At 56.2% G+C, this 24,304-nt stretch carries 27 protein-coding genes; 6 read left to right on the top strand and 21 right to left on the bottom strand.

The window, feature by feature from the left end; genetic code table 11:
* Positions 1-58 precede the first annotated feature (58 nt).
* Positions 59-991 carry a DNA-binding transcriptional repressor CitR gene (gene citR, locus LPQ25_RS18540; protein ID WP_002894372.1) on the bottom strand — a complete coding sequence of 311 codons (933 nt, stop codon included), beginning with the start codon at positions 989-991 and terminating at the stop codon, positions 59-61.
* 180 nt (positions 992-1,171) lie between these two features.
* Positions 1,172-1,921, bottom strand: coding sequence for a thiol:disulfide interchange protein DsbG (gene dsbG / locus LPQ25_RS18535; RefSeq protein WP_009485194.1), 750 nt, complete (start codon positions 1,919-1,921; stop codon positions 1,172-1,174).
* Between the two features lie 411 nt (positions 1,922-2,332).
* Between dsbG and ahpC the strand changes: the two genes are divergently transcribed.
* Positions 2,333-2,896 (top strand): alkyl hydroperoxide reductase subunit C, encoded by a 564-nt coding sequence (gene ahpC / locus LPQ25_RS18530; RefSeq protein ID WP_002894394.1) that lies wholly within the window; start codon positions 2,333-2,335, stop codon positions 2,894-2,896.
* A 187-nt stretch (positions 2,897-3,083) separates the two neighbouring features.
* Positions 3,084-4,649, top strand: a complete 1,566-nt coding sequence (gene ahpF, locus LPQ25_RS18525) for an alkyl hydroperoxide reductase subunit F (protein WP_004893443.1) — start codon at positions 3,084-3,086, stop codon at positions 4,647-4,649.
* 76 nt (positions 4,650-4,725) lie between these two features.
* Here ahpF and uspG read toward each other — a convergent pair whose 3' ends face one another.
* The 4 genes from uspG to dcuC form a co-directional block, all read right to left on the bottom strand.
* On the bottom strand, positions 4,726-5,154 hold the full coding sequence (gene uspG, locus LPQ25_RS18520; RefSeq protein WP_002894401.1) for a universal stress protein UspG: 429 nt from the start codon (positions 5,152-5,154) through the stop codon (positions 4,726-4,728).
* Between the two features lie 186 nt (positions 5,155-5,340).
* Positions 5,341-5,751, bottom strand: coding sequence for a nucleoside diphosphate kinase regulator (gene rnk / locus LPQ25_RS18515; RefSeq protein WP_002894404.1), 411 nt, complete (start codon positions 5,749-5,751; stop codon positions 5,341-5,343).
* 178 nt (positions 5,752-5,929) lie between these two features.
* The gene (gene rna / locus LPQ25_RS18510; protein WP_004176884.1) at positions 5,930-6,727 is read right to left on the bottom strand and encodes a ribonuclease I; all 798 of its coding nucleotides are present in this window, start codon (positions 6,725-6,727) and stop codon (positions 5,930-5,932) included.
* Between the two features lie 92 nt (positions 6,728-6,819).
* The gene (gene dcuC / locus LPQ25_RS18505) at positions 6,820-8,193 is read right to left on the bottom strand and encodes an anaerobic C4-dicarboxylate transporter DcuC (protein ID WP_004142371.1); all 1,374 of its coding nucleotides are present in this window, start codon (positions 8,191-8,193) and stop codon (positions 6,820-6,822) included.
* 338 nt (positions 8,194-8,531) lie between these two features.
* On the opposite strand from dcuC, the gene pagP reads away from it, so the two are divergent.
* The gene (gene pagP / locus LPQ25_RS18500; RefSeq protein ID WP_004183399.1) at positions 8,532-9,050 is read left to right on the top strand and encodes a lipid IV(A) palmitoyltransferase PagP; all 519 of its coding nucleotides are present in this window, start codon (positions 8,532-8,534) and stop codon (positions 9,048-9,050) included.
* Between the two features lie 194 nt (positions 9,051-9,244).
* A complete protein-coding gene (gene cspE, locus LPQ25_RS18495) occupies positions 9,245-9,454 on the top strand; it encodes a transcription antiterminator/RNA stability regulator CspE (RefSeq protein ID WP_002439184.1) in 210 nt (69 codons plus the stop codon).
* 67 nt (positions 9,455-9,521) lie between these two features.
* On the opposite strand, the gene crcB is transcribed toward cspE, so the two are convergent.
* Positions 9,522-9,905, bottom strand: coding sequence for a fluoride efflux transporter CrcB (crcB, locus tag LPQ25_RS18490; RefSeq protein WP_002894459.1), 384 nt, complete (start codon positions 9,903-9,905; stop codon positions 9,522-9,524).
* A gap of 89 nt (positions 9,906-9,994) precedes the next feature.
* Here crcB and LPQ25_RS18485 point away from each other — a divergent pair, with 89 nt between their 5' ends.
* Entirely contained in the window at positions 9,995-10,783 is a 789-nt protein-coding gene (locus LPQ25_RS18485; protein ID WP_002894461.1) for a deaminated glutathione amidase, read from the top strand.
* Positions 10,784-11,025: 242 nt separating this feature from the next.
* Positions 11,026-11,229, top strand: a complete 204-nt coding sequence (gene tatE, locus LPQ25_RS18480; protein ID WP_004179022.1) for a twin-arginine translocase subunit TatE — start codon at positions 11,026-11,028, stop codon at positions 11,227-11,229.
* Between the two features lie 190 nt (positions 11,230-11,419).
* Here the strand turns inward: tatE and lipA are convergent, their stop codons facing one another.
* The 14 genes from lipA to lptE form a co-directional block, all read right to left on the bottom strand.
* Positions 11,420-12,385: a lipoyl synthase gene (gene lipA / locus LPQ25_RS18475; RefSeq protein WP_002894467.1), complete on the bottom strand. Its 966-nt coding sequence runs from the start codon at positions 12,383-12,385 to the stop codon at positions 11,420-11,422.
* A gap of 180 nt (positions 12,386-12,565) precedes the next feature.
* Complete coding sequence (locus LPQ25_RS18470; RefSeq protein ID WP_009308180.1) at positions 12,566-13,462, bottom strand: YbeF family transcriptional regulator; 897 nt, start codon at positions 13,460-13,462, stop codon at positions 12,566-12,568.
* A 193-nt stretch (positions 13,463-13,655) separates the two neighbouring features.
* Complete coding sequence (gene lipB, locus LPQ25_RS18465; RefSeq protein WP_002894472.1) at positions 13,656-14,300, bottom strand: lipoyl(octanoyl) transferase LipB; 645 nt, start codon at positions 14,298-14,300, stop codon at positions 13,656-13,658.
* 104 nt (positions 14,301-14,404) lie between these two features.
* Positions 14,405-14,668: a DUF493 family protein YbeD gene (gene ybeD / locus LPQ25_RS18460; protein WP_002894474.1), complete on the bottom strand. Its 264-nt coding sequence runs from the start codon at positions 14,666-14,668 to the stop codon at positions 14,405-14,407.
* Between the two features lie 112 nt (positions 14,669-14,780).
* The gene (gene dacA, locus LPQ25_RS18455) at positions 14,781-15,980 is read right to left on the bottom strand and encodes a D-alanyl-D-alanine carboxypeptidase DacA (protein WP_002894539.1); all 1,200 of its coding nucleotides are present in this window, start codon (positions 15,978-15,980) and stop codon (positions 14,781-14,783) included.
* 138 nt (positions 15,981-16,118) lie between these two features.
* Positions 16,119-17,267 carry an endolytic peptidoglycan transglycosylase RlpA gene (rlpA, locus tag LPQ25_RS18450; RefSeq protein WP_012737644.1) on the bottom strand — a complete coding sequence of 383 codons (1,149 nt, stop codon included), beginning with the start codon at positions 17,265-17,267 and terminating at the stop codon, positions 16,119-16,121.
* An 11-nt stretch (positions 17,268-17,278) separates the two neighbouring features.
* Positions 17,279-18,391: a peptidoglycan glycosyltransferase MrdB gene (gene mrdB / locus LPQ25_RS18445; protein ID WP_002894613.1), complete on the bottom strand. Its 1,113-nt coding sequence runs from the start codon at positions 18,389-18,391 to the stop codon at positions 17,279-17,281.
* Entirely contained in the window at positions 18,391-20,292 is a 1,902-nt protein-coding gene (gene mrdA, locus LPQ25_RS18440; protein WP_002894617.1) for a peptidoglycan DD-transpeptidase MrdA, read from the bottom strand. Before mrdA ends, mrdB begins: the two co-directional genes overlap by 1 nt.
* 27 nt (positions 20,293-20,319) lie before the next feature.
* A complete protein-coding gene (rlmH, locus tag LPQ25_RS18435) occupies positions 20,320-20,787 on the bottom strand; it encodes a 23S rRNA (pseudouridine(1915)-N(3))-methyltransferase RlmH (RefSeq protein ID WP_002894620.1) in 468 nt (155 codons plus the stop codon).
* A gap of 3 nt (positions 20,788-20,790) precedes the next feature.
* Complete coding sequence (gene rsfS / locus LPQ25_RS18430; protein ID WP_002894623.1) at positions 20,791-21,108, bottom strand: ribosome silencing factor; 318 nt, start codon at positions 21,106-21,108, stop codon at positions 20,791-20,793.
* A 222-nt stretch (positions 21,109-21,330) separates the two neighbouring features.
* Positions 21,331-21,960, bottom strand: a complete 630-nt coding sequence (locus LPQ25_RS18425) for an adenosylcobalamin/alpha-ribazole phosphatase (protein WP_012737645.1) — start codon at positions 21,958-21,960, stop codon at positions 21,331-21,333.
* Positions 21,961-22,032: 72 nt separating this feature from the next.
* Positions 22,033-22,683 carry a nicotinate-nucleotide adenylyltransferase gene (gene nadD / locus LPQ25_RS18420; RefSeq protein ID WP_004176879.1) on the bottom strand — a complete coding sequence of 217 codons (651 nt, stop codon included), beginning with the start codon at positions 22,681-22,683 and terminating at the stop codon, positions 22,033-22,035.
* On the bottom strand, positions 22,676-23,707 hold the full coding sequence (gene holA, locus LPQ25_RS18415; RefSeq protein ID WP_002894692.1) for a DNA polymerase III subunit delta: 1,032 nt from the start codon (positions 23,705-23,707) through the stop codon (positions 22,676-22,678). The genes nadD and holA overlap by 8 nt, the downstream gene beginning before the upstream one ends.
* A complete protein-coding gene (gene lptE, locus LPQ25_RS18410; RefSeq protein ID WP_002894693.1) occupies positions 23,707-24,297 on the bottom strand; it encodes an LPS assembly lipoprotein LptE in 591 nt (196 codons plus the stop codon). The genes holA and lptE overlap by 1 nt, the downstream gene beginning before the upstream one ends.
* Positions 24,298-24,304: the final 7 nt, after the last annotated feature.

The following is a 24,304-nucleotide window of genomic DNA, read 5'->3' as shown; positions in this document are numbered from 1 at the left end:
GAGGGGTAGGAAATTAATGGTCGATTATTGTTTCTGGCAGCGGGGGAACAGAAGGGCGTTATTCGCTGTGATTAAATTTGGGCCGTGATGCCTCTCGATCATTCATTAATATGGTGATTAATTCAGTTAAAAAATGATTTTGCGAAGATGCATGGTGGTAATTAATGTAGATCGTGATATCCGGAAAAAGATTATCTATGTTGATGGCGTGAAGCTGCATAGTGGGTGAGATAAAGTCATATAAATAGGAAGGCAAAAAGCCAATTAAGTCGGTTTTATTAATCATGTTAAGAATGGTCATAAAAGAGTCGCTGCGAAAGGCAATATTGCGCGGATTCAGCCAGGCGATGCTGCTTTGCTGCACGCGCTGAATAACGGGATCGTTGGTAATATAGTGAGTGAAAAACTCCTGCGCCAGTGACTCTACCGAGGTAAGCGTTTCGCGTCGCGGATGGCCCGCCCGGCAAACTGCCAGCGTCTGCACCGTCTGATAGGGCTGACAGATCGTGGCGCGGTTGGTAATGGGCATGCGGGTGAACACCAGGTCCGCCTGGCGATACGCCAGCAGCTCCTCAGCCGATTCGGTGGTGGTCAGGTTATGGTGCTCAATTTGCAAGTTCGCCTGATGACAGAGCTGGTTAATCATAACGTGGCTATTGACTGAACAGAACAGCGGGGGGCCATATATCACAATACGTTTACGCAGTTCTGAGCGATTATTAAGATTGATGGTTTTTTCCAGCTGCTCCAGATTTTGCTGTAGATGATAATGAAGATTGACGCAGGCGGTGGTGGGCGTCATTCCTTTGCCAACACGAACAAATAGCGGATCGTTTAACTGCTGGCGCAGACGCTGCAACGACTGACTCACCGCTGAGGGGGTGATAAATAACATCGCCGCCGCTTTGCTGATGCTCAAATGTTGATAGATACATTCGAAAATAACCAATAAATTCAAATCGAACTTTTTCAGATCGTAAAGATTTGCCATTAATGCAGTCCTGTTTATTACCGGTGCGGATTATAATATTCTTAATGATAATGTTTTGTGGCTTAATATTTGCGGTGTGAATTTAACTATTGGCAAATACAGTTAAGTTCTGCTTAATATATCTTATCGTCGACGGTGGCGCCAGCGGTCGCTTCCGCCAGGCGCCATTGCGGGATGGAATTACTCTTTTTCACCCATCATAATATGCAGTTTCTCTTTATCCGGTAGGCCGACCACCTGCTGCAGCATATTATCTTTATTCATATAATAAATCGCCGGCGTCACGTTGGCTCCCAGATCGTCCATCAGCTGCTGGTTGACGTTGAGCATTTTCATTTTCTCCGGCGGAATAACTTTCGGGATCGTCAGAGCCATTTTCCCATTCGATTGCTCGTAATCATGCCAGGTTTTCGCCGGATCGTTGCTGGCGAGAATCGCCGCGGCGGTGGCCGGGCTCTCCGGCTTGATCACCCCCACCAGCAGAGTGCGGATCTGCACTTTACCGGCCTCTACCCAGGGGCGGGATTGCTGCCAGAACTGCTTGCAGTAGGGACAGAAGGGATCGGCAAAGACATACAGCACGATAGGGGCGTCCTTGCGACCATCCTGCAGCCAGTGGGCGCTGGCCATCTTCTTCCACATCTCTTGTCCCGCCGGGGTATAGAGTTCTTTCTGAAACAGCTGCTCGCTGAGGTTGCTGCCGTTCTCATCATACATATAGCCGGAGATCGCGTGTTTACCATCCGGCGTTAGGTAGATGGCGACCCCCATGTCCTGGTATTTGCCCAGCCAGCCTTTCATTCCCCCCGGCGCCTCAAAGGGTTTTATAATGGTAATGCCCTGTTTTTCAATCGCTTTTACCGGAGCGGGGAGTTCCTCCGCATGGCTGCATAACGGCAAAAGGCTGAGTAACAGCAGACGCTTTAACATAAGTATTCCTTGTAAAATCAGCAGGAAAGGGCAAAACGATTGTCGAACCTATCACAGTCATAGGCAAGATCAGCAGAATGACGGATTGCCCTTTGCTGGCGTGGGTGATGTAATCCTGGATGCTGTTACATTAAGGTAATGTAGAGCGCAACACATAGCCAGTCTGACTGGCGCTGAACCTACCCTCGGGTATTTCAGGTAACGGGGCCGCCTGAAAAGGTGGCCTTTTTACTTTTGTCGCGGCAAATGATGCGAAAAACAGCGATTAGCGCTGAACGCGTCGACAGGTTCACAGAGTTGTCTTGTTCCGGTTGTTAGATAACGCTTATTGATTCGATAATGTAAACGCATTGGTCGGGTCAGGAAAAATTCGTTAACTTAGACCTCAACGAAAACACGGAGGAAGTATAGATGTCCTTAATTAACACCAAAATCAAACCGTTCAAAAACCAGGCATTCAAAAATGGTGAATTCATCGAAGTCACCGAGAAAGACACCGAAGGCCGCTGGAGCGTCTTCTTCTTCTATCCGGCTGACTTCACCTTCGTCTGCCCGACCGAACTGGGCGACGTGGCTGACCATTACGAAGAACTGCAGAAGCTGGGCGTAGACGTTTACTCTGTGTCTACCGATACCCACTTCACCCACAAAGCGTGGCACAGCAGCTCTGAAACCATCGCCAAAATCAAATATGCGATGATCGGCGACCCGACTGGCGCCCTGACCCGTAACTTCGACAACATGCGTGAAGATGAAGGTCTGGCTGACCGCGCTACCTTCGTCGTTGACCCGCAGGGTATCATCCAGGCGATCGAAGTTACCGCTGAAGGTATCGGCCGTGATGCGTCTGACCTGCTGCGTAAAATCAAAGCGGCGCAGTACGTTGCGTCTCACCCAGGCGAAGTCTGCCCGGCGAAATGGAAAGAAGGCGAAGCGACGCTGGCTCCTTCTTTAGATCTGGTTGGTAAGATCTAAGTCTGTTTGTGCCCGGCGGCGCTACGCTTGCACGGGCCTACAAGATCGTAGGCCGGGTAAACGGCGTGCCACCCGGCAATCAATGGGCGCTTTCGCGCCCATTTTATTCCAACACCATGATGCAAGCGCATTCAGGCAGCCTGACGAGGCCGCTTGCATGATGATGTTTTAAGCCCAGGAGATAACAATGCTCGACACCAACATGAAAACCCAGCTCAAGGCCTACCTTGAGAAGCTGACCAAGCCTGTTGAGCTGATTGCCACGCTGGATGACAGCGCTAAATCGGCAGAAATCAAGGAACTGTTGGCTGAAATCGCTGAACTGTCAGACAAAGTCACCTTTAAAGAAGACAACACGCTCGCGGTACGTAAGCCCTCGTTCCTGATTACTAACCCAGGTTCCGACCAGGGGCCGCGTTTTGCGGGCTCGCCGCTGGGCCACGAGTTTACCTCGCTGGTGCTGGCGCTGCTGTGGACCGGCGGTCATCCGTCGAAAGAGGCCCAGTCGCTGCTGGAGCAGATCCGCGATATTGATGGCGATTTCGAATTCGAAACCTACTATTCGCTCTCCTGTCATAACTGCCCGGACGTGGTCCAGGCCCTGAACCTGATGGCGGTGCTCAACCCGCGCATCAAACACACGGCGATTGACGGCGGGACCTTCCAGAATGAGATCACCGAGCGTAACGTCATGGGCGTGCCAGCGGTGTTCATGAACGGTCAGGAGTTTGGTCAGGGACGGATGACGCTGACTGAAATCGTCGCCAAAGTGGATACCGGTGCGGAAAAACGCGCAGCGGAAGAGCTGAATCAGCGTGACGCTTACGATGTACTGATCGTTGGCTCCGGCCCGTCCGGCGCGGCGGCGGCGGTCTACTCTGCACGTAAAGGGATTCGTACCGGCCTGATGGGCGAACGCTTCGGCGGTCAGGTGCTGGATACCGTGGATATCGAAAACTATATTTCGGTGCCGAAAACTGAAGGCCAGAAGCTGGCAGGCGCGCTGAAAGCGCACGTCAATGACTATAACGTAGACGTGATCGACTCCCAGAGTGCGACCAAACTGACGCCGGCGGCGACAGAGGGCGGCCTGCATCAGATCGAAACCGCCTCCGGCGCGGTGCTCAAGGCGCGTAGCGTCATCATCGCCACCGGGGCGAAATGGCGCAATATGAACGTGCCGGGCGAAGATCAGTATCGCACCAAGGGCGTGACCTACTGCCCTCACTGCGATGGTCCGCTGTTTAAGGGCAAACGCGTAGCGGTAATCGGCGGCGGGAACTCCGGCGTGGAAGCCGCCATTGACCTGGCGGGCGTAGTGGAGCACGTGACCCTGCTGGAGTTTGCCCCAGAGATGAAAGCCGACCAGGTGTTGCAGGATAAAGTCCGCAGCCTGAAGAATGTCGACATCATTCTTAATGCGCAGACCACGGAAGTGAAAGGCGATGGCAGCAAAGTCACCGGTCTGCAGTATCGTGACCGGGTGAGCGGCGATGAGCATCATGTCGCGCTGGCGGGGATCTTCGTCCAGATTGGCCTGCTGCCTAACACCACCTGGCTGGAAGGCGCCGTTGAGCGCAACCGCATGGGCGAGATCATCATCGATGCGAAGTGCGAAACCAACGTCAAAGGCGTGTTCGCCGCGGGCGATTGCACCACCGTGCCGTACAAACAGATTATTATCGCGGCAGGGGAAGGGGCAAAAGCGTCGCTGAGCGCTTTCGACTACCTGATCCGCACGAAAACCGCATAACAAGTCAGACAATAGACCTGCATAACAAAGAGGCTACCCAGGGGTAGCCTCTTTTTTTATGCTCTTTTCGTCATTCTTACCTGACGACCATTACCGGGATATGGGCATGGCGGATCACGCTCGAGGCATTGGAGCCGAGCAGGTGGGTACTGATGGAGGGATTGCGTGAGCCAATAACTACCACGTCGGCGTTAATTTCGCTGGCCAGCTCGTTGACCATATCGCGCACGCTGCCAAAACGGACATGTAGCTTGATACGAGACGGGTCAATGCTGAAGTGGCTGACCATCGTCTGCAGGCGAGTCTCCGCCTCATGCTGCAGATGTTCCTCAAACCGCCGCAGGTCGGCGGTAAAACGGCTCATGGTAAAGCTCGCGGAACCCGGTAAGACGTGGAGCAGATGGATCACCCCGTCCTGCTGGGCCAGAAACTCCGCGTGCCGGACGGCTTTATCGCTCAGCGCCATCTCAAAGACATCAACCGGCATAATGATAGTCTTATACATATGCAATCCTCCTTGTTCGTTTGCGTCTATATCAACATATTATATGCGGATATTGTGTCATTCAGGTCGCAAAACTGTCAGCCAGGCAGGCGCAAAGCGTAAAAAAGGGTAAGCGGCGGGAAAACAGCAGAAAGAGGATGTGCGGACATCCTCTGAATAAAGCGCGAAACGCCTCAGGCAGCGGAATTAGCGGTGGAATTCGCCAGCGGCTTCCGGCTGGTACAATAGCTCCAGCACTTCCAGGTGCGTCGATGCGCCGCCCGGCAGCTCCCAGTGAATGGTGCTGCCGACTTTCAGGCCCAGCAGCGCGGCGCCCACCGGCGCGAGGACGGAGAGCTGGCTGGCGCTGTCGGTCACCTGTGACGGAAACACCAGCGTCCGCACGCGCTCTTCGCCGCTGGTTAAATCGCGGAATTTTACCCTGCTATTCATGGTGACGACATCATGCGGCATCGCTTCCGGGGCCAGCATTTGCGCGCGGTCGAGTTCCTCATTCAGGGCATCGGCAACCGGTGAGTTGGCGAAAGCCGGCTGCTCCAGCAGCCTGTCGATACGTTCGGCATCCAGTTCATTAATGATGATTGCGGGTCTGGTCATTGCATACTCCATGTTATCCAGGAACCTGTCCGTAAAAGAAAACCCTCGCCGAAAGGGGCAAGGGTTAAGGTCCTACCATCATACTGAGAGTTGCCGGCAGTTTGAAGTGATGAAACGCACATTCAGCGTGCAACACCATCCGGCGGACGGTGTTTTCCAATCAGCATCCCGCTTTGCGCTAGTGGCCAACCTTATCGAGGATAAACTGTGCGCCGCAGTTACCCGGGTGAGGCTGGGGCAGAAAAGCGGAAGTGGCCAGAGGGGCGTTGATGGTCGCGGCGTTGAGCGAGATTTGCATCTCCGTCAGATAGGCCGGATTACCGTTGCAGGTTAGCTTAAACGCCTTCACGCTCTGCGGACCCCAGGCGCGGGCCACGGCGGCGTCGAAGTCGGCGCGGCTGACCGTTTGGCCATAGTGCTTCGCGAGAAAATCCCCCACCGGGCTGCGCTTAATTTCACCGTTTAGTCGCACCATGGCGCCAAAGTAGCTGTCGGGATCGAAGCCGAAGCAGACGCCATGTTTGGCATATTCGTAGCGTTCCAGACAGGAGGTGCCGCCCGATCCCGGCATCACATTATTAAGTTTATTGGCCATCTCCAGCGACAGTCCGGTCTCCGCCGCCTGGCATTTGCGGTTCGCTTTTACCTCCGGCATGTTGGGCACCGGACGCGTGGCGCAGCCGTAGCGCATCCAGCGACGTTCATCCACTCCGCGCGCGGCAATGGACTTTGGCAGCCCGGGCCACAGGCCATGCACGGTCAGAAAGTCGGCTTTATTCGCGGTGTCCTGCTGCAGGCGACACTCTTCCGGTTCGTTGCGATTGCGGTCATACATGCTCTGACAGAATCCGGTTTGCCAGGAGAGGGCAAGGACGTAGCGGTCAAAATCAGCGTATCGCGTCGCGGTGAGCGGTTCAGCACCGGCCTGAGTGGCGGTAAGCACAAGGGCAATCGCGGCGAAATCCTTCCTGAACATTTTTATTCCTGATTATGGATGGCAAAAGATAACGGGGAGTTATTAAAGCATAAAAAAGGCGCCCGCTGGCGCCTTTTCGCGTGGTTAGACCATTAGTGGAGCGCGCTGCCGGGCACCAGGATTTCAGTAGCAACGATCACCACCAGCAGGCCAACGAGCACCGGCACTGAGGTGCGCTTGACCACTTCGAATGGGGAAATCTTCGCCATCCCGGCAACGGCGACCACCACCCCGGAGACGGGCGATATCGTGCGGCCGAGGTTAGAAGCCTGCAGCATCGGAATCGACAGGTAGGCCGGATTGATGCCGGAGGAGTGCGCCAGCTTGGGGATCATCTCAACGAAGGCGTAGAACGGGGCATTACCGGAACCGGTGGTCATCGCCGCCAGCATGGTCAGGATCACCAGCACCAGCATCAGAATAATACTGGCCGAGCCGAAGGAGGTGGCGATTGAGATCAGACCGTTGATAAAGCCGATAGTGCTTAACCCCTGGGCAAAGACGCCGGCGGCAACCAACAGCATCACTACGCCGGCGAAGGCGTCGGCCATTCCACGGTAGGCGACTTCCAGCCCGCTAAAGACGTTTTTGGTGTTGAAACCGCGCAGGAACTCGAGGATCGCCGCCAGCAGCATGCAGCCAACGAGGATGGTGATAATGTGCAGCTCCGGCCCCCATTTACCGTCAAAGATCAGCACGCCGATGATCGGGGTAAACGGCAGAATGGCATACAGCGCCGGGGCGGTGGTGGTGATGTCGTTGACATCGAGCATCTCGTGAGAAATGTGCTCTTTTTTATCCAGATAGCGCTGCCAGAAAAAGTGGGCGATCGCCATGCAGATAATAGCCGCGATGGAGATCGGCAGCGTGGTTTTAAAAGCAAAGTCGATCAGCGGCATTTCAGCGGCTTTGGCCGCCAGGACGACGTCACCCGAGGTTGGCGAGAGGATAATCGCCGCCGGTGAGGCGCAGATGGCGGCGGCGGCCCCGCGGCTGATACCGACATTCACCATTACCGGGAACAGCGTCGCCATCAGCAGTACGCCAAGGCCGGTCGCGGAGGAGACGGCCAGCGACATCAGGCAGGCGACAAAATAGGCGGCAATCATCAGCAGATAGGGCGAATTAATATAGCGCAACGGCTTCGACGCTAATTTGACCACCATATCATTAGCGCCAATATGGGTCATATAGGTGGCGAAGCCGCATAGCATCATGATCATCATACCCAAATCGCCGCCGCGGCTCATGAGTAGAATCTTAATGTATTCAATAATATCGGTAGCGGAATAGCCGGTGCTCGCGGTATTACCCGGTAACACTTTATGTCCCAGCAGGGCGCTGACGATCAGTAAGATTAAGCCTCCGACGAACAGGACCCCGGTGGCCGAGTAGCCTTTAATGATATAGCGGGCTACGCCCACAATGACCACGATCCCTATCAGGATCTCAATAAACGTCAGCATTTATTACCCCTAAACCCAAAGAATATGTAGCTAAAAAGCACCACACCAAATTTTAATGTGCGAATGTGCCGAAAAAACGGACAAAACTCGCTGATGCAAATCAATAAAGCGATAAGAACTACACGTCCCCCGTCACGCCTGGATATAATCACCAGATGGATAGTTAAGCCGTTCTGATGGACAGCGGGCGAAAATCAGGAGTTTGCCTTATTTCGTTCAACCTGTATTGAGATTATCTTTGCTATTTTAGGTGGCTTTTAAATCAAAGTGGTAATAGAAAAGTGTTGATGTTACGTCGTTTTTCATTGTTTTCTCTTGGTTTTTTAGGATGGTTATTGGTGTCCGGAAACGCCAGCGCGTCGTTTTCATCGACCCTTAGCGAAGGTTACCATACCTTAAGTAATAACGTAGCGCAGACCTGGAATGAGCCGGAGCACTATGATTTGTACGTTCCAGCCATCACCTGGCATGCGCGCTTTGCCTATGACAAGGAAAAAACCGATAAGTATAACGAACGTCCGTGGGGGGCAGGTTTCGGCGTCTCGCGCTGGGATGAGAAAGGGAACTGGCATGGCCTGTACCTGATGGCGTTTAAAGACTCTTTTAATAAGTGGGAGCCCATCGGCGGCTACGGCTGGGAGAAAACCTGGCGCCCGCTGACGGACCAGAATTTCCACCTCGGCCTTGGCTATACCCTCGGCGTCACGGCGCGCGATAACTGGAACTACATCCCGATCCCGGTGATCTTGCCATTGGCGTCAATAGGTTACGGTCCGGCAACTTTCCAGATGACCTATATTCCCGGCACCTACAATAACGGTAACGTTTACTTCGCCTGGGCGCGCTTCCAGTTTTAATTCGCTAAGTCTTAGCAATAAATGAGATAAGCGGAAGGTCTTGTGCAAAAACAAGGACTAAAGCGTTACCCACTAAAAAAGATAGCGACTTTTATCACTTTTTAGCAAAGTTGCACTGGACAAAAGGTACCACAATTGGTGTACTGATACCCGACACAGCATTAGTGTCGATTTTTCATATAAAGGTAATTTTGATGTCTAAGATTAAAGGTAACGTTAAGTGGTTTAATGAGTCCAAAGGATTCGGTTTCATTACTCCGGAAGATGGCAGCAAAGATGTATTCGTACACTTCTCTGCAATCCAGTCCAACGGTTTCAAAACTCTGGCTGAAGGTCAGCGCGTAGAGTTCGAAATCACTAACGGTGCCAAAGGCCCTTCTGCTGCAAACGTCATCGCTCTGTAAGCAACGCGTCAGTAGAATATAAAAACCCGCTAATAAGCGGGTTTTTTTTTGCCTGTCTCCTTCGCTTTTAGCGGCTGGCCGCCTGCGAGAAAAGCCAGAAGGCGACCGCCGTCATCGCAAACGAACCCAGCAAATTCACCGCGACGTTGAGCAGCGCCCAGCTTACCCGGCCCTGCTGCAGGAGAAACACCACTTCTGCAGAAAAGGTTGAGAACGTGGTCAGGCCGCCGCAGAAACCGGTGGTAATCAGCAGTTTCCACATCGGGTCAATACCGGTCAGACGATTAAACCACGCCAGCCCGGCGCCAATCACAAAGGCGCCTAACAGGTTGGCCGTTAGAGTCCCAATCGGGATAGCATGGTGCACAGGATTGAGCTTCATGCCGAGCCACCAGCGCAATACGCTGCCGGTGCCGCCGCCAATAAAAACGGCGCAAAGAAGTTGAAACACGGTCGTTTCCTGCTATTTGATGTAAGAGAGTGTCAAGTGTAGCGCGCATCGGGCGCGATTGGCTATCCATAACCTGACGGGAGAAGAACATGCGGGTAGCGGCAGGACAATTTGCCGTCACGCCAGTATGGCGGACGAATGCGCAAACCTGTGTGGCGATGATGCAGCAGGCGGAGCGAGAAGGGGCAGCGCTGCTGGTGCTGCCGGAGGCGTTGCTGGCGCGGGATGACAACGACCCGGATCTGTCAGTTAAATCGGCCCAGCCGCTGGATGGCGCATTTTTGCAGCCGCTGTTGGCCGAGAGCAGGCGTAACAGCCTGACCACGGTCCTGACGCTCCATGTGCCGTCAGGGGAGGGGAGAGCGACCAACACCTTGGTGGTATTGCGGGAAGGCGCAGTGATTGCCCATTATCATAAACTTCATCTATATGACGCCTTCGCGATGCAGGAGTCCCGGCGGGTGGATCCTGGTCAGCAGATCCCGCCGGTGATTGAGGTGGCGGGATTACGCGTTGGCCTGATGACCTGCTACGATCTTCGCTTTCCGGAACTGGCGCTTTCGTTGGCCCTGAATGGGGCACAGCTGCTGGTGCTGCCCGCTGCATGGGTGAAAGGGCCGCAGAAAGAGCATCACTGGGCGACGCTGCTGGCGGCACGCGCTCTCGATACTACCTGCTATATCGTGGCGGCAGGCGAATGCGGAACGCGCAATATCGGGCTGAGCCGCATCGTCGATCCGCTGGGGACCACTCTGGCGGGGGCCGGGAGCGAGCCGCAGCTGATCTTTGCCGATCTCTCTGCGGATGACCTTGCGCGCGTTCGCGAGCGTTTACCAGTGCTGCGGAACCGACGATTTGCGCCACCGCAATTATTATGACGTTTTTTTAAACAAGGCTTGATTCACCTTGTTACAGATTGCTATTGTGTCCGCGCGTCAAATACCCGTATTGTTTATCCCAATAATTCGCTGTGCACGTCAGGATGGACATCTCAGCGCTCACTCCCGGAGGGGAGGCTATGGGCCGAAACACGCAGCCCACGCACAGGTGGATTACAATAGGACGGATAAATGGGTGTATGATGGCGTATTCGCAGCTTGTATAGAGAAGAAGGTTAGCTATGGGTGAGATTAGTATTACCAAACTGCTGGTAGTCGCAGCACTGATTATCTTAGTGTTTGGTACTAAGAAATTACGTACGCTGGGCGGCGACCTGGGGTCGGCTATCAAGGGCTTTAAAAAAGCCATGAACGAAGATGACGATAGCGCGAAGAAAACCACCGCAGAAGAAGCGCCGGCGCAGAAGCTCTCTCATAAAGAGTAATTCTCCGGCTGCGTCTCCTGACGGGATGCTGGCGGTACGGCGAAGAGGCCGCGACGTTTATCGTTGCGGCCTTTGTCGTTTTTGTCGACGCCGCGGAGAAAAGATGCAACTAACTGTTACGGACAGGCGAAACGGATGAAGCGGAGAGAGCCGCTGCGCCGAACAGGCGCGCAGCGGCGGAAGCGGTGGGTTATTTAACTTCCATCCCTTTAGCCTGCAGGTCGGCATGATAGGAAGAGCGGACGAAGGGACCGCAGGCGGCGTGGGTGAAGCCCATCGCCATCGCTTCCGCTTTCATCTCTTCAAACTCTTCCGGGCTGACGTAGCGCTGCACCGGCAGGTGGTGACGGCTCGGCTGCAGATACTGGCCTAACGTCAGCATGGTGACGCCATGGCGACGCAGGTCGCGCATCACTTCGATGATCTCGTCGTTGGTTTCGCCCAGACCTACCATCAGGCCGGATTTCGTCGGGATCTCCGGGTGCGCTTCTTTAAAACGCTCCAGCAGCTTCAGCGACCAGTTGTAATCCGCGCCCGGACGTACCTGACGATAAAGACGGGGCACGTTTTCGAGGTTATGGTTGAAGACATCCGGCGGGGTCACCGTCAGAATATCAAGTGCGCGATCCATGCGGCCGCGGAAATCCGGAACCAGCGTTTCGATCTTAATCGACGGGTTTTTCTCGCGAATAGCGCTGATGCAGTCGGCAAAATGCTGTGCGCCGCCATCACGCAGGTCGTCACGGTCTACCGAGGTGACTACGACATAGCGCAGACCCATATCGGCGATAGTTTGCGCCAGCTTTTGTGGCTCGTTTGCATCTGGCGCGACCGGGCGTCCATGCGCGACGTCGCAGAACGGGCAACGGCGGGTACAGATCGCGCCGAGGATCATAAAGGTCGCGGTACCGTGGTTGAAGCATTCTGCAAGGTTCGGGCAGGAGGCCTCTTCGCACACAGAGTGCAGGCCGTTCTTACGCATCGCTGCTTTGATTCCCTGGATACGGGACGAGTCTGCCGGAAGTTTGATTTTCATCCATTCCGGTTTTCTGAGCAGAGCTTCACGCTCAGTTGCCACGTTTTTCACCGGGATAAGGGCCATTTTATCGGCGTCGCGGTACTTAACACCGCGTTCCATCACAATGGGTTTACTCATAGCGTGCGTGTTCCAGTTGCGAGTCACGAAGGAAAGCGAATTAATTCAATGAAATGTTGCAATTATCAACTATTTTTGAATCAAGAGCAGGCAGTATACCATTGAAAAGGGGCAGAAAGCAGCCTGCCTGCCCGGCAAATTGTAAAATAGTTGTTGTTTTATCCTTTTCCCTTCCGTGCGCTACGCCTTAAACGAGCGGATCACCGTCTCGATGATCTCTTTCAGCAATGGCTCTTTCCCGCTCAGCTTATTAAAGTGCAGCGCAACGTCAATCTGCTCTCCACCCAGGGAAGGGAAATCCAGGGTCTGCAGCGGCCAGAGACGGGACACCATGGCGAACAGGCGTTCGGTGGTCAGACCCAGCATATCGCTCCCGGCGATCATCGCCGCCTGGGTCATCAGGTTAAAGGTGCTAAAGCCGCAGCGGCGCTCGCCCATCTCTTCCTGTAGTCGGCGATGGAGGGTGGGGTAGCGCTGGCCTTCCGGCAGCAGCAGCGCAAATTCGTACTCCGCGAGGGTCGTTTCATCCTGCGGACCGTCCAGCGCGGGATGCCCTGCGCGGCAGTACATCTGTACCCGATCCTGATACAGCACATGATGGCTTATCGCCTGGCCGCTGTGCAGGTGGGTATCAATGAGCAGATCCACCTGGCGCTGGTCAAGCTGCCGCGCGGCGTCGACGATGGCGATATTGTGCAACAAGATCTGCGGAAAGGTCGGCTTCAGCGCGCTGGCCAGGCCAGGCATCAGCAGCGCTCCCATCGCTGGCGTAGTGGCGATAGTGATCACCCGCTGCTGGTGCGGGCTACCGGTGATATCCAGCGCGCTGAGGAAAGCTTCCATGCCGCGGCTGATGTATTGATGAAGATGGGTGGCATAGGCGGTGGGGGTAACGCCCTGTCCTTTGCGGATAAATAGCGGATCGGGGAACAGCGCCCGCAGTTTGTTAATTGACTGGCTAATCGCCGACGGTGTGATATTGAGTATCTTCGCGGCGTTGACGATACCTTTATGCACGTATACCGCTTCAAAGATCGTCAACAGATTGAGGTCAATATTACGCAGGATGCGAAACATTTGACGATCGTAACGTTCATCCTGTCTGTCAGGAGATTCTGACGGAGGCGTATTCTCTGGCACGCGATGAGTCCGGTTGGGAATGATAGGCCAAGTATAGCGGCCCACCGCGTTGCCGTGCGTGACAATTGATTGCAAAAATAACGTGTTACTCGTTTAGCGCCCCGCTGACAGCGGGACGTTGGCCTGCCGCTTAATCCCGGGGAAGATATTCGTGCGGTGGATGATTTAGCAGCGCCAGCAGATTGGCGACCAGCCGCGGAGCGACCGTCTCCGGGGAGGCTGCAGGCTGCCACTGGCGCATTTGCGTCATCTCCATACCGGCATAGCCGCAGGGGTTGATACGCAGAAACGGTGTGAGATCCATGGCGATATTAAGCGCCAGACCGTGGAAAGAACAACCTTTACGGATCCGCAATCCCAGAGAGCAGATTTTGCGTTCGCCGACATAGACGCCAGGGGCGTCGGCGCGGGGGTGCGACTCGATACTATATTCAGCCAGGGTATTGACGACCGTTTGCTCCAGCAGCGTCACCAGCTCCCGCACGCCCAGCTTACGGCGCTTGAGGTCCAACAGGACGTACATCACCTGCTGTCCCGGACCGTGATAGGTGACCTGGCCGCCGCGATCGCTCTGGATCACCGGAATATCGCCGGGCACCAGCACGTGTTCCGCTTTGCCGGCCTGACCCTGGGTGAATACGGGGTGATGTTCCACCAGCCAGATCTCGTCGAGGGTATCTTCATCACGGGCGTCGGTAAATTCATGCATCGCCTGCGAGACGGGTTCGTAAGGTTGCAGGCCAAGCTGCCGGATAAGAATTTTATTGTGCTGCAAAACAACATCTCCGCCGGGAAGAGAGAATTCAGGTTGGGGAGTATATCACAGCCGTGCAGAAGGGAATGAGAAGACCCGGCACGGCGGCCGGGTCAGGGAAAAGGTTACAGCACCATCCGAACGATATCGATATTGCCTAACTCTTCGTACAGCGTTTCCACTTGTTCAATGTGGGTGGCGTTGATGGTGATGGAGACCGAGTGGTAGTTACCTTTGCTGCTCGGTTTTACTGACGGCGAGTAATCACCAGGCGCATGGCGCTGTACCACTTCCACCACCTGATCAACCAGCTCCGGCAACGCCTGCCCCATTACTTTGTAAGTAAATGGCGTAGGGAATTCAAGCAGTTCGTTAAGTTTGGTTTTCATGTCAGCTCCGGTGTTACGACAAAATAATAACTCCCACCAAGGGCGGGAGTTATCAGGTTACTTGGATGAATAGTATATGGGGATGGAAATCACACTTTCAAGTGTTCGATTTTTAACCAAACCAGTGGTGGAACATTAATTTAATGTAATCAATAATTTTGCCGAAGAAATTACCTTCCGGAATTTCCTGCAGGACCACCAGCGGACGCTGGTCGATGGTTTTACCATCCAACTGGAAGTTAATGGTGCCGACAACCTGGTTTTTCTGCAGCGGGGCGTGCAGCTCAGTGTTATTCAGCACGTAGCTGGCTTTCAGATCTTTCATTCGGCCGCGCGGAATGGTCAGGTAGACGTCTTTATCCACCCCCAGCGAAGCGCGATCGCTGTCGCCGAACCAGGCCGGTTCGGAGGCAAACTCTTTGCCAGCTTTAATCGGGTTGACGGTTTCGAAGAAGCGGAAGCCCCAGGTAAGCAGTTTTTTGCTTTCTGACTCACGGCCTTTGAACGTCCGGCCGCCCATTACCGCGGAGATCAGGCGCATCTGGCCTTCGGTGGCGGAAGCGACGAGGTTGTAACCCGCTTTGTCGGTATGGCCGGTTTTGATGCCGTCGACGTTCAGGCTGTTATCCCACAGCAGGCCGTTACGGTTCAGCTGGCGGATGCCGTTGAAGGTGAACTCTTTCTCACGATAGATGGAGTACTCGTTCGGTACGTCGCGGATCAGCGCTTGGCCAATCAGCGCCATGTCGCGCGCGGAGCTGTACTGTCCGTCAGCATCAAGACCGTGAACGGTCTGGAAATGGGTGTTTTTCAGGCCCAGAGCGTTGACGTAGTTGTTCATCAGGCTGACGAAGGCGTCCTGGCTGCCGGCGACGTAGTCGGCCATCGCCACGCAGGCATCGTTACCGGACTGCAGGTTAATACCACGGATCAGCTGAGAAACCGGCACCTGCATGCCCGGCTTGAGGAACATCAGAGAAGAGCCTTTGAAAACCGGGTTGCCGGTGGCCCAGGCATCGTTGCCGACGGTGACCAGATCGGACTCTTTGAATTTGCCCGCTTTCATCGCCTGACCGATAACATAGCTGGTCATCATTTTGGTCAGACTGGCCGGGTCGCGGCGGGAGTCGGCATTGTTTTCAGCCAGTACCTTGCCAGAGTTGTAATCGATAAGGATCCAGGATTCGGCGTCTATCTGCGGGGCGCCTGGGATCATCGTTTTGATATTCAGGTCATCGGCGCGGGCAGCGGAGGAGAGCGCTGCAACGGAGAGCGCCGTAATGAGTAAACGAGCGGTGAAAGAGGTCTTCATGGTCAGAACAACGGCATCCGTGATGGAGTTAAAAAAGTGCCTTACTATAGCAAATGCTCTGCGGGCCAGCATCCGACATTGCGCATGAGTTTGTTAATGACTTTTACATGCGCGAGGTGAACGGGCGGCCCGCGGCGTTTAGTTGGCGCGAGTAATAAAGGACTGCAGCTGCGCTTCGCTTTGCAGGCGCTGCTGCACGGCGCTGGCCTGTGCTTTATCAGCAAAGGGACCCAGCTGAATACGCCAGACCGCGCCGTTTTGCATGACCCGGCCTGGCACAGAAAACTGCTGGCTCAGGCGCTGCTGATACTGCTGCGCCCGCGTCTGGTCGCTTACTGCGCCCACCTGGACAACAAAATTACCGCTGGCGCTGGAGGTCGCGGAGGACGAGGCCGCCACGGCGCCAGCGGCTGCGGCGGTGGCCGCAGCGGGCACCACATTACCCTGAATGGAGCCAGGCGCGGTCACTGGCGCTGTTGGCGTGGCGCCGGCGGCAGGAGCCGTCGCGGCGGCTGCCGCTGGTTCGCTACTCTCCAGCACGCCGTTGTTCAGGGGCGTCGGCGCGCCGAGGAAACCGCCGCTGTTCACCGGCGCGCCCACGCTGTCTGCCGGCGTCAGCGTGCTGTTGCTGATCGGGCGAACGTCAGTGGGCGCGGGCTGGCTCATGCCAGCGGCGTCCCCACCGTCCAGATTCGGACGGGCGGGCAGGGCGTAAGTCTGTTTGGCGACGGTGGTACAGGCCATCCCCGGGCCGGAAAGCGAACCGTCAGGCGCGACGATGATGGGGTCGATGCGCACTTTGGTGTTGTTGGAGGTGTTCAGGCGGTCAGCGGATGCGCGGGAAAGCGAGATGACCCGATCGTTGCCATAGGGACCGCGATCGTTAATCCGCACGACGATCATCCGTCCGTTGGCAAGGTTAGTGATCCGCGCGTAGCTCGGGATCGGCAGCGTCGGGTGCGCTGCGGTCAACTGAGTCGGATCGAAGGCTTCGCCGCTGGCGGTCAGGTTGCTGTTGGGTTCTGCGTCATAGATCGCCGCGAAACCGGCCTGAGTAAAGTTGGCCGGATCCTGAACGATTTTGTAGCTTTTACCGTCGCGCTCATAATCCTGATTCGCCGTGGCGTTCGGCGTTTCATACTGCGGATCGGCGCCGCTGATCTCAACCGTCGGGCCATTACAGACGGCCGGCTGTGGAGTACTGACCGTTTTTTGTTGCACGTCATCACTCGAACATGCCGCCAGCAGCCCCGCTGCTATGCAGATCCCCAGCCATTGCTTACGCATTGCTAACCCCTTTAAACGCTTTTCGACAACATTTTTCTGTGGGTATGGATCGACATTACGATACCAAACCCGGCCATCAGTACGATCAGGGCGGAGCCCCCGTAGCTCACCAGCGGCAACGGTACGCCCACCACCGGTAAAATACCACTCACCATACCAATATTTACGAAGACATAAACGAATAAAATCAACATTAAACCACCGGCCATGACCCGGCCAAAGGTGGTTTGCGCCTGGGCGGCGATCCACAGTCCGCGCATAATCAGCAGAATATAAAGCGCTAGCAGGATCAGTACGCCAATCAGGCCCAGCTCTTCGGCGAGGACGGCGAAGATAAAGTCGGTGTGGCGTTCCGGCAGAAACTCCAGCTGCGACTGGGTGCCGTGCAGCCAGCCTTTGCCGCGCAGACCGCCGGAGCCAATGGCAATTTTAGACTGAATAATGTGATAGCCGGCGCCCAGCGGGTCGGTTTCCGGATCGAGGAGCATCATCACGCGCTGACGCTGATAGTCGTGCATCAGGAAGAACCACAGGATCGGAATAAAGGCGGCGACCAGCACCACGGCGATACCAATCAGGCGCCAGCTGAGGCCGGAGAGGAACAGCACAAACAGCCCGGATAGGGCGATCAGGATCGAGGTCCCGAGGTCAGGCTGCGCCGCCACCAGCAGCGTCGGCAGGAAGATTAGCACCAGGGCAATGCCGGTGTTCTTCAGCGACGGTGGACAGACATCGCGGTTAATAAACCGCGCCACCATCAGCGGCACGGCTATTTTGGCGATCTCCGACGGCTGAAAGCGCACAATACCGAGATCCAGCCAGCGCTGCGCCCCTTTGGAGATGGCGCCGAAGGCGTCAACGGCTACCAGCAGGATGATACAGAAAATATAGAGGTAGGGCGCCCAGCCTTCATAGACCCGCGGCGGGATCTGCGCCATGACGATCATGATCACCACGCCCATGGCGATCTGGCCGATTTTACGCTCCATCATGCCGACGTCCTGACCGCTGGCGCTCCAGATAACCAGCGCGCTGTAGGTCAGCAGCGCCAGCAGGATAAGCAGCATGGTGGGGTCAAGATGGATTTTATCCCATAGCGATTTTTTGTTCGGATTATCCGTCATTATTGATCCTCCCCTGCGGTTACCGCCGGGTTTTCGCTTGGCAGCGTAGTGTTGTTATCGCCCAGCATGATGTGATCGAGGATCTGGCGCATAATCGTACCGACCGCCGGGCCGGCGCCGCCGTTTTCCAGAATCATCGCCACGGCAACCTGCGGGTTGTTATAAGGCGCAAACGCTGTCATCAGTTTATGGTCGCGCAAGCGCTCGGAGATCCGGTGCGCGTTATAGGTTTCGTTGGCCTTCAGGCCGAACACCTGAGCGGTACCTGACTTGGCCGCGATTTTATACGGCGCGCTGGCGAAGTATTTGTGCGCGGTGCCGTTGCCGCGGTTGGCCACGCCGTACATGCCGTCTTTGGCGATTTCCCAATAGCCGGAATGGATATCGCCTACCGGCGGCTCATGGGGCTGGACCCAGGGTACGGGCTTGCCGTCTTCCACGGTGCTCTGCAGCAGATGAGGCACCTTCACCACGCCGTCGTTAATCAGGATCATCAGCGCTTTGTTCATCTGGATCGGCGTGGCGGTCCAGTAACCCTGGCCGATGCCCACCGGAATGGTGTCCCCCTGGTACCAGGGTTTCTTAAAGCGCTTGAGCTTCCATTCGCGGGTCGGCATGTTGCCAGAGCGCTCCTCGGAGAGGTCGATACCGGTGTAGTGGCCGTAGCCAAACTTGCTCATCCACTCTGAGAGACGGTCGATGCCCATGTCATAGGCGACCTGGTAGAAATAGGTATCTGCAGACTCCTCGAGCGCTTTGGTGACGTTCAGATGGCCGTGGCCCCACTTTTTCCAGTCACGATAGCGTTTCTCTGAGCCGGGCAACTGCCACCAGCCGGGGTCGAAGAGGCTGGTGTTGCGGGTGATCACCCCGGCGCTCAGCGCCGAGACGGCGACGTAGGGTTTGACCGTCGACGCCGGGGGATAGACCCCCTGCGTCGCTCGGTTGACCAGCGGTGTGTTCGGGTCGTTGAGCAGCGCGGAGTAATCTTTGCTGGAGATGCCGTCGACGAACAGGTTCGGGTCATAGCTCGGGGTTGAAACCAGCGCCAGAATAGCGCCGGTACGCGGGTCGGTCACCACCACGGCGGCGCGGCTGCCGGCCAGCAGCGTTTCAATATACTGCTGCAGCTTGAGGTCGAGGGTGAGGTAAATGTCGCGTCCGGCCTGCGGAGGCACCTCTTTCAGCTGACGAATGACGCGGCCGCGGTTGTTCACTTCAACCTCTTCGTAGCCGGTCTGACCGTGCAGAACGTCCTCGTAATAACGCTCTATACCCAGCTTACCAATGTCGTGCGTCGAGGCGTAGTTGGCCAGCTTGCCCTCTTTATCCAGGCGGTCGACGTCTTTATCGTTAATTTTTGAGACATAGCCAATGACGTGAGTCAGCGCCGAATTATAGGGGTAATAACGACGCTTGTAGCCTTTGACTTCCACGCCGGGAAAGCGGTACTGGTTGACGGCAAAGCGGGCCACCTGCACTTCGCTGAGGTTGACCTTTACCGGAATCGAGGTAAAACGATGGGAGCGGGCGCGCTCCTTTTTGAAACCGGCGATGTCATCGTCGGTTAAATCGACGACGTCGCGTAGCGCATCCAGCGTCTGCTGTACGTTATCGACTTTCTCCGGCATCATCTCCAGCTGGTAAATGGTGCGGTTAAGCGCCAGCGGGGTGCCGTTGCGATCGTAAATAATGCCGCGGCTCGGCGGGATCGGCACCAGCTTGATGCGGTTTTCGTTCGAGCGCGTCTGATAGTCGTCGAAGCGAACGATTTGCACATTGTACAGGTTGGCGATCAGAACGCCGGTAAGCAGCAAAATCCCCAAAAAAGCGACCAGCGCCCGGCGCACGAACAGCGAGGATTCAGCCGTATAGTCGCGGAAAGAATTCTGTAATTTCATTCGCTGCTTAGTCTACCCTGATCATCATTACTCACGGTGGTACGGGTGGTTGGTGGTGATGCTCCACGCCCGGTACAGACTCTCGGCCACCAGTACGCGCACCAGCGGGTGAGGTAAGGTGAGGGTGGAGAGCGACCAACTCTGTTCCGCCGCTGCTTTACAGGCGGGAGAGAGACCTTCCGGACCGCCTACCAGTAAACTGACGTCGCGCCCGTCCTGTTTCCAGCGTTCCAGTTCGCGCGCCAGCTGCGGTGTATCCCATGGTTTACCCGGAATATCCAGGGTCACGATGCGGTTCTTACCGGCAGCGGCTAACATCATCTCGCCCTCTTTTTCGAGGATGCGTTTGATATCAGCGTTCTTACCGCGCTTACCGGCAGGGATCTCCACCAGCTCGAACGGCATATCTTTGGGAAAACGGCGCAGATACTCGCTAAAGCCGGTCTGTACCCAGTCCGGCATTTTGGTGCCAACGGCCACCAGCTGCAACTTCACGCATTAACTCCAGAGTTTTTCCAGCTCGTACAGACGACGGCTCTCTTCCTGCATGACGTGGACCATCACGTCGCCGAGGTCGACGACGATCCAGTCGGCGGCGGCTTCCCCTTCAACGCCCAGCGGCAGCATGCCGGCGGCGCGGGACTCCTGAACCACGTGGTCGGCGATAGACATCACATGACGCGTGGAGGTGCCGGTGCAGATAATCATGCAATCGGTGATGCTGGATTTGCCATGTACATCAATGGCAACGATGTCCTGACCTTTCAGGTCATCAATTTTGTCGATAACAAAATCCTGGAGTGCTTTACCCTGCAAGTGTTCCCCCTGGGTGCGTGAAGATTGATAATCATAAAGAGCCTGACAGTATACCTGAACTGATGAAAAAGTCGGGTGAAATGTCTGTCGGCAGGCGTTCGTGGCGGGCTATCATCCCATCCCTCGCCGCGGATTGCATCGCCATTTTTGTAAAACAATTTCTGCAAACCGGCTTTGGCGGATGCTGCCTGGCAGCGGAGAATAACAGCCTGCTCTGGCCTGTCAATGGTCTGGCGGGAATTCTTCTTGCGGCCGCCAGACGGCCTGGCTATTTAATACCCGCAGGGTGGTGAAATCGTCGCGGATTTCGAGGAGGCTCCAGGCGCCATGGGCAATGGGAAAGTGCCACATCGCCGCCGGAGGCATCTGCAACAGCAGGGCGGTCAGCAGGCTCAGGACGCCCTGATGGCCGACGATCAGCAGATGGTCAAGATGGCGGCAGTCGGTCAGCGTTGGGATAAACTCGCTGACGCGGCGGGCAAAATTCTGAAAGCTTTCGCCGTTGGTGGGGGCCGCATGCTGCCAGTCGGCACACCAGGCGGCATAGTTTTCCGCATCTTCTCGCTGGAGGTCGCGATGATGACGCATCTCCCAGTCGCCGAAAAACATCTCATTGAGCGCGGGATGGCGCTCACGCGGAATAGCGCGGTCGCCAAGCAGCAGATCGGCCGTTGTCCCGGTCCGCGCCAGCTCGCTACAGAATACTTTATCGAAAGGCGCCAGGCGCAGTCGTTCGCCGAGCGCGCGCGCCTGAGCGACGCCGCGCGGCGTCAGGGGCGTTGGGGCATGGCCGCTGTATAACCCGGCAACGTTGGCTTCGGTTTCGCCATGGCGAACTAACCACAATTTCATGAACAGGCTCTGACAGGCGATGAAGAGATGGCGTTACGATAGCGCTTTTTTCGCGCCAGGCCCAGCCTGGGGTCAGCAATAGAGTCCCTGCTCGCGGATGTAATCCAGCACGGCGGCGGGCAGCATCTCGGCGCAGGACTCGCCGCGCTCAAGGCGCTGGCGGATGATCGTCGCGGAAATATCGAACCACGGCGTCTCAGCCAGGTAGATCACGCCGGAAGGGCGGTTATGCAGAGACTCCACGTCGTGGGTTAAATGGCGATCCAGCCAGCGCTGATCCGCTTCCTGCGCCATGGTCAGCGGGTAACCCGGGCGGCGGCAAACAATCAGGTGGACATTGTCGAGAATGGTTTCATAGTTGTGCCAGGTGGGAAAGGTCAGTAGCGAATCCTGGCCAATGATAAACGCCAGCGGTTTGCGCGGTCCCTGCTCCTGGCGCCACTCCTGCAGCGTTTGCGCCGTCCAGGAGGGGGTATCGCGCCGCAGTTCGCGTTCATCGAGCGTGAACAGCGGTTTATCGGCAATCGCCAGCTTCAGCATGTGCACGCGCTGGGCGCTGGTGGCTTCCGGCTGCGGCCGGTGCGGCGGGACGTTGTTAGGCATGATGATGACCTTGCTCAGGCCAATCTGATTCGCCAGGATCTCAACCGGCTTAAGGTGACCGTAATGCACCGGATCGAAGGTGCCGCCATAGATTGCCTGTAACTGAGTCATATCAACCATCAATAAAAACGTCCGCCAGGGCTTTGTGGCAGAGCAACAACGAAAGACTTTCCAGTTCGGGCCAGACGTCGTGCCCGTAATCCTGTTTAAAGGTGAGCTCCGCGCGGGTCAGAAGGGTCACCGCCTGGCGTAGCTGTTCCCCGCTCAGGCGCGTGAGAGCGTCGCTGAGCAGCTGACGGCGGTTTTGCCAGACCCGATGTTTATCAAACAGCGAGCGCAGCGGCGTGTGCGTCGCCTGGCGCTTGAGGGTAACCAGCAGCAGCAGCTCCCGCTGCAAAGTACGCAGCAGGATCGCCGGCTCGCAGCCTTCAAGGCGTAACTGCTGCAGGACGTGCAGCACGCGCTTACTTTTGCCGGCCAGTAGGGCATCGACCCAATGGTAAGGCGTAAAGTGCGCGGCATCGTTTACCGCTTGCTCAACGCGGGGCAGGGTTAGCTTACCGTCCGGCCAGAGCAGCGCCAGACGCTCCAGCGCCTGCGCCAGCGCCAGCAGATTGCCTTCGTAACAGTAGCACAGCAGCTGACTGGCCGCGTCGTCGAGCTGCAGCTGATGCTGTTTGGCACGGGCGGCCAGCCAGCGCGGCAGCTGCGCGTATTCCGGCGTCTGGCAACTGACCTGGACTGCGCGCTGAGCCAGGGCGGTGAGCCATGCGGCATTCTCCTGGGCTTTGGTCAGCTTATTTCCGCGAACTATCAGCAGCAGGTCGTCGTGCAGCAGGCCAACCAGCGTGGCGAGCTGTTCATTGATCGCCGCGTTGGGGCCGTTTTCCGGTAGGATCAACAGCAGGGTTTGCCGGCTGGCAAACAGGCTCATCGCCTGGCTTAAGGCGAAAATCGCCTGCCAGTCGGTGCTGTTGTCGATTGAAAAAGTATGGTGCTCGGTAAATCCCTGCGCGGCAGCAGCTTCGCGAATGGCGTCCTGGCTTTCCTGCAACAGCAGGGGATCGTTGCCAAGCAGCAGATAGGCCGCGCGCAGCCCTTCAGTGAGCTGCGCGCGGAGCTGTTCCGGGTACAACCGAATCATCATTGACCCAGCGTGGTGGAGACGCGGTTACCCGAGGAAGCCGGCGCCGCGCTGCTGGCGACCGGTTTCTCTTCCTGCTGGGTTGCTTCAACATCCGCTACCTGAACGCTTGGCAGCTTACGAATCAGCTGTTCCGCCGCTTTGTCGTACATTTCCTGGATAATCATATCCTGCTCGGCGTCTTTCGCTAATGCCGCCTGCGGGTTATCAAAGAACGACCGATAGACCTTGGTGGTAATCGGATAGATATCGTGACCCGGGATCAGGACGCTGGCATGAACGGTCATGACCATCTGATACTCCGCCGTACGACCATCCTGGAACACCGATGCGGTATCTTTCTGAATCGACGAGCCATCGAGGCGCAGAGAAGGGACATCTTTACGCAGCGTGCTGGCGTCGATCAGTTCCACGCCGTTAAGACGCAGCTGATTACGTACCGCGCGGCTTAACGGGCCGTTCGGATCGCTCGACTGGAAAATCATGGTTTTCATGGTGGCGGGCACCTTGGTAGTGCTACGCAAATGCCAGCCACAGCCGGCGGTGACGAGCACCGCCAGAGATAACAACATTGTTACCAGATATCGCACGCTTCCT

Source organism: Klebsiella sp. KPN54798 (assembly GCF_021184225.1).
Classification (GTDB): Bacteria; Pseudomonadota; Gammaproteobacteria; order Enterobacterales; family Enterobacteriaceae; genus Klebsiella; species Klebsiella pneumoniae.
This window is presented reverse-complemented; position numbering and strand designations above follow the sequence as displayed.

Excerpts from the sequence above, each read along its gene's own strand:
- dsbG (WP_009485194.1), bottom strand. The coding sequence starts at position 1,921 with ATGTTAAAGCGTCTGCTGTTACTCAGCCTTTTGCCGTTATGCAGCCAT.
- cspE (WP_002439184.1), top strand. The coding sequence starts at position 9,245 with ATGTCTAAGATTAAAGGTAACGTTAAGTGGTTTAATGAGTCCAAAGGA.
- ahpF (WP_004893443.1), top strand. The coding sequence starts at position 3,084 with ATGCTCGACACCAACATGAAAACCCAGCTCAAGGCCTACCTTGAGAAG.
- citR (WP_002894372.1), bottom strand. The coding sequence starts at position 991 with ATGGCAAATCTTTACGATCTGAAAAAGTTCGATTTGAATTTATTGGTT.
- dcuC (WP_004142371.1), bottom strand. The coding sequence starts at position 8,193 with ATGCTGACGTTTATTGAGATCCTGATAGGGATCGTGGTCATTGTGGGC.
- lipA (WP_002894467.1), bottom strand. The coding sequence starts at position 12,385 with ATGAGTAAACCCATTGTGATGGAACGCGGTGTTAAGTACCGCGACGCC.
- rna (WP_004176884.1), bottom strand. The coding sequence starts at position 6,727 with ATGTTCAGGAAGGATTTCGCCGCGATTGCCCTTGTGCTTACCGCCACT.
- uspG (WP_002894401.1), bottom strand. The coding sequence starts at position 5,154 with ATGTATAAGACTATCATTATGCCGGTTGATGTCTTTGAGATGGCGCTG.
- mrdA (WP_002894617.1), bottom strand. The coding sequence starts at position 20,292 with ATGAAATTACAGAATTCTTTCCGCGACTATACGGCTGAATCCTCGCTG.
- nadD (WP_004176879.1), bottom strand. The coding sequence starts at position 22,683 with ATGGTTGATATGACTCAGTTACAGGCAATCTATGGCGGCACCTTCGAT.
- ybeD (WP_002894474.1), bottom strand. The coding sequence starts at position 14,668 with ATGAAAACCAAACTTAACGAACTGCTTGAATTCCCTACGCCATTTACT.
- mrdB (WP_002894613.1), bottom strand. The coding sequence starts at position 18,391 with ATGACGGATAATCCGAACAAAAAATCGCTATGGGATAAAATCCATCTT.
- holA (WP_002894692.1), bottom strand. The coding sequence starts at position 23,707 with ATGATTCGGTTGTACCCGGAACAGCTCCGCGCGCAGCTCACTGAAGGG.
- LPQ25_RS18425 (WP_012737645.1), bottom strand. The coding sequence starts at position 21,960 with ATGAAATTGTGGTTAGTTCGCCATGGCGAAACCGAAGCCAACGTTGCC.
- LPQ25_RS18485 (WP_002894461.1), top strand. The coding sequence starts at position 9,995 with ATGCGGGTAGCGGCAGGACAATTTGCCGTCACGCCAGTATGGCGGACG.
- ahpC (WP_002894394.1), top strand. The coding sequence starts at position 2,333 with ATGTCCTTAATTAACACCAAAATCAAACCGTTCAAAAACCAGGCATTC.
- rnk (WP_002894404.1), bottom strand. The coding sequence starts at position 5,751 with ATGACCAGACCCGCAATCATCATTAATGAACTGGATGCCGAACGTATC.
- tatE (WP_004179022.1), top strand. The coding sequence starts at position 11,026 with ATGGGTGAGATTAGTATTACCAAACTGCTGGTAGTCGCAGCACTGATT.
- LPQ25_RS18470 (WP_009308180.1), bottom strand. The coding sequence starts at position 13,462 with ATGTTTCGCATCCTGCGTAATATTGACCTCAATCTGTTGACGATCTTT.
- dacA (WP_002894539.1), bottom strand. The coding sequence starts at position 15,980 with ATGAAGACCTCTTTCACCGCTCGTTTACTCATTACGGCGCTCTCCGTT.
- rlpA (WP_012737644.1), bottom strand. The coding sequence starts at position 17,267 with ATGCGTAAGCAATGGCTGGGGATCTGCATAGCAGCGGGGCTGCTGGCG.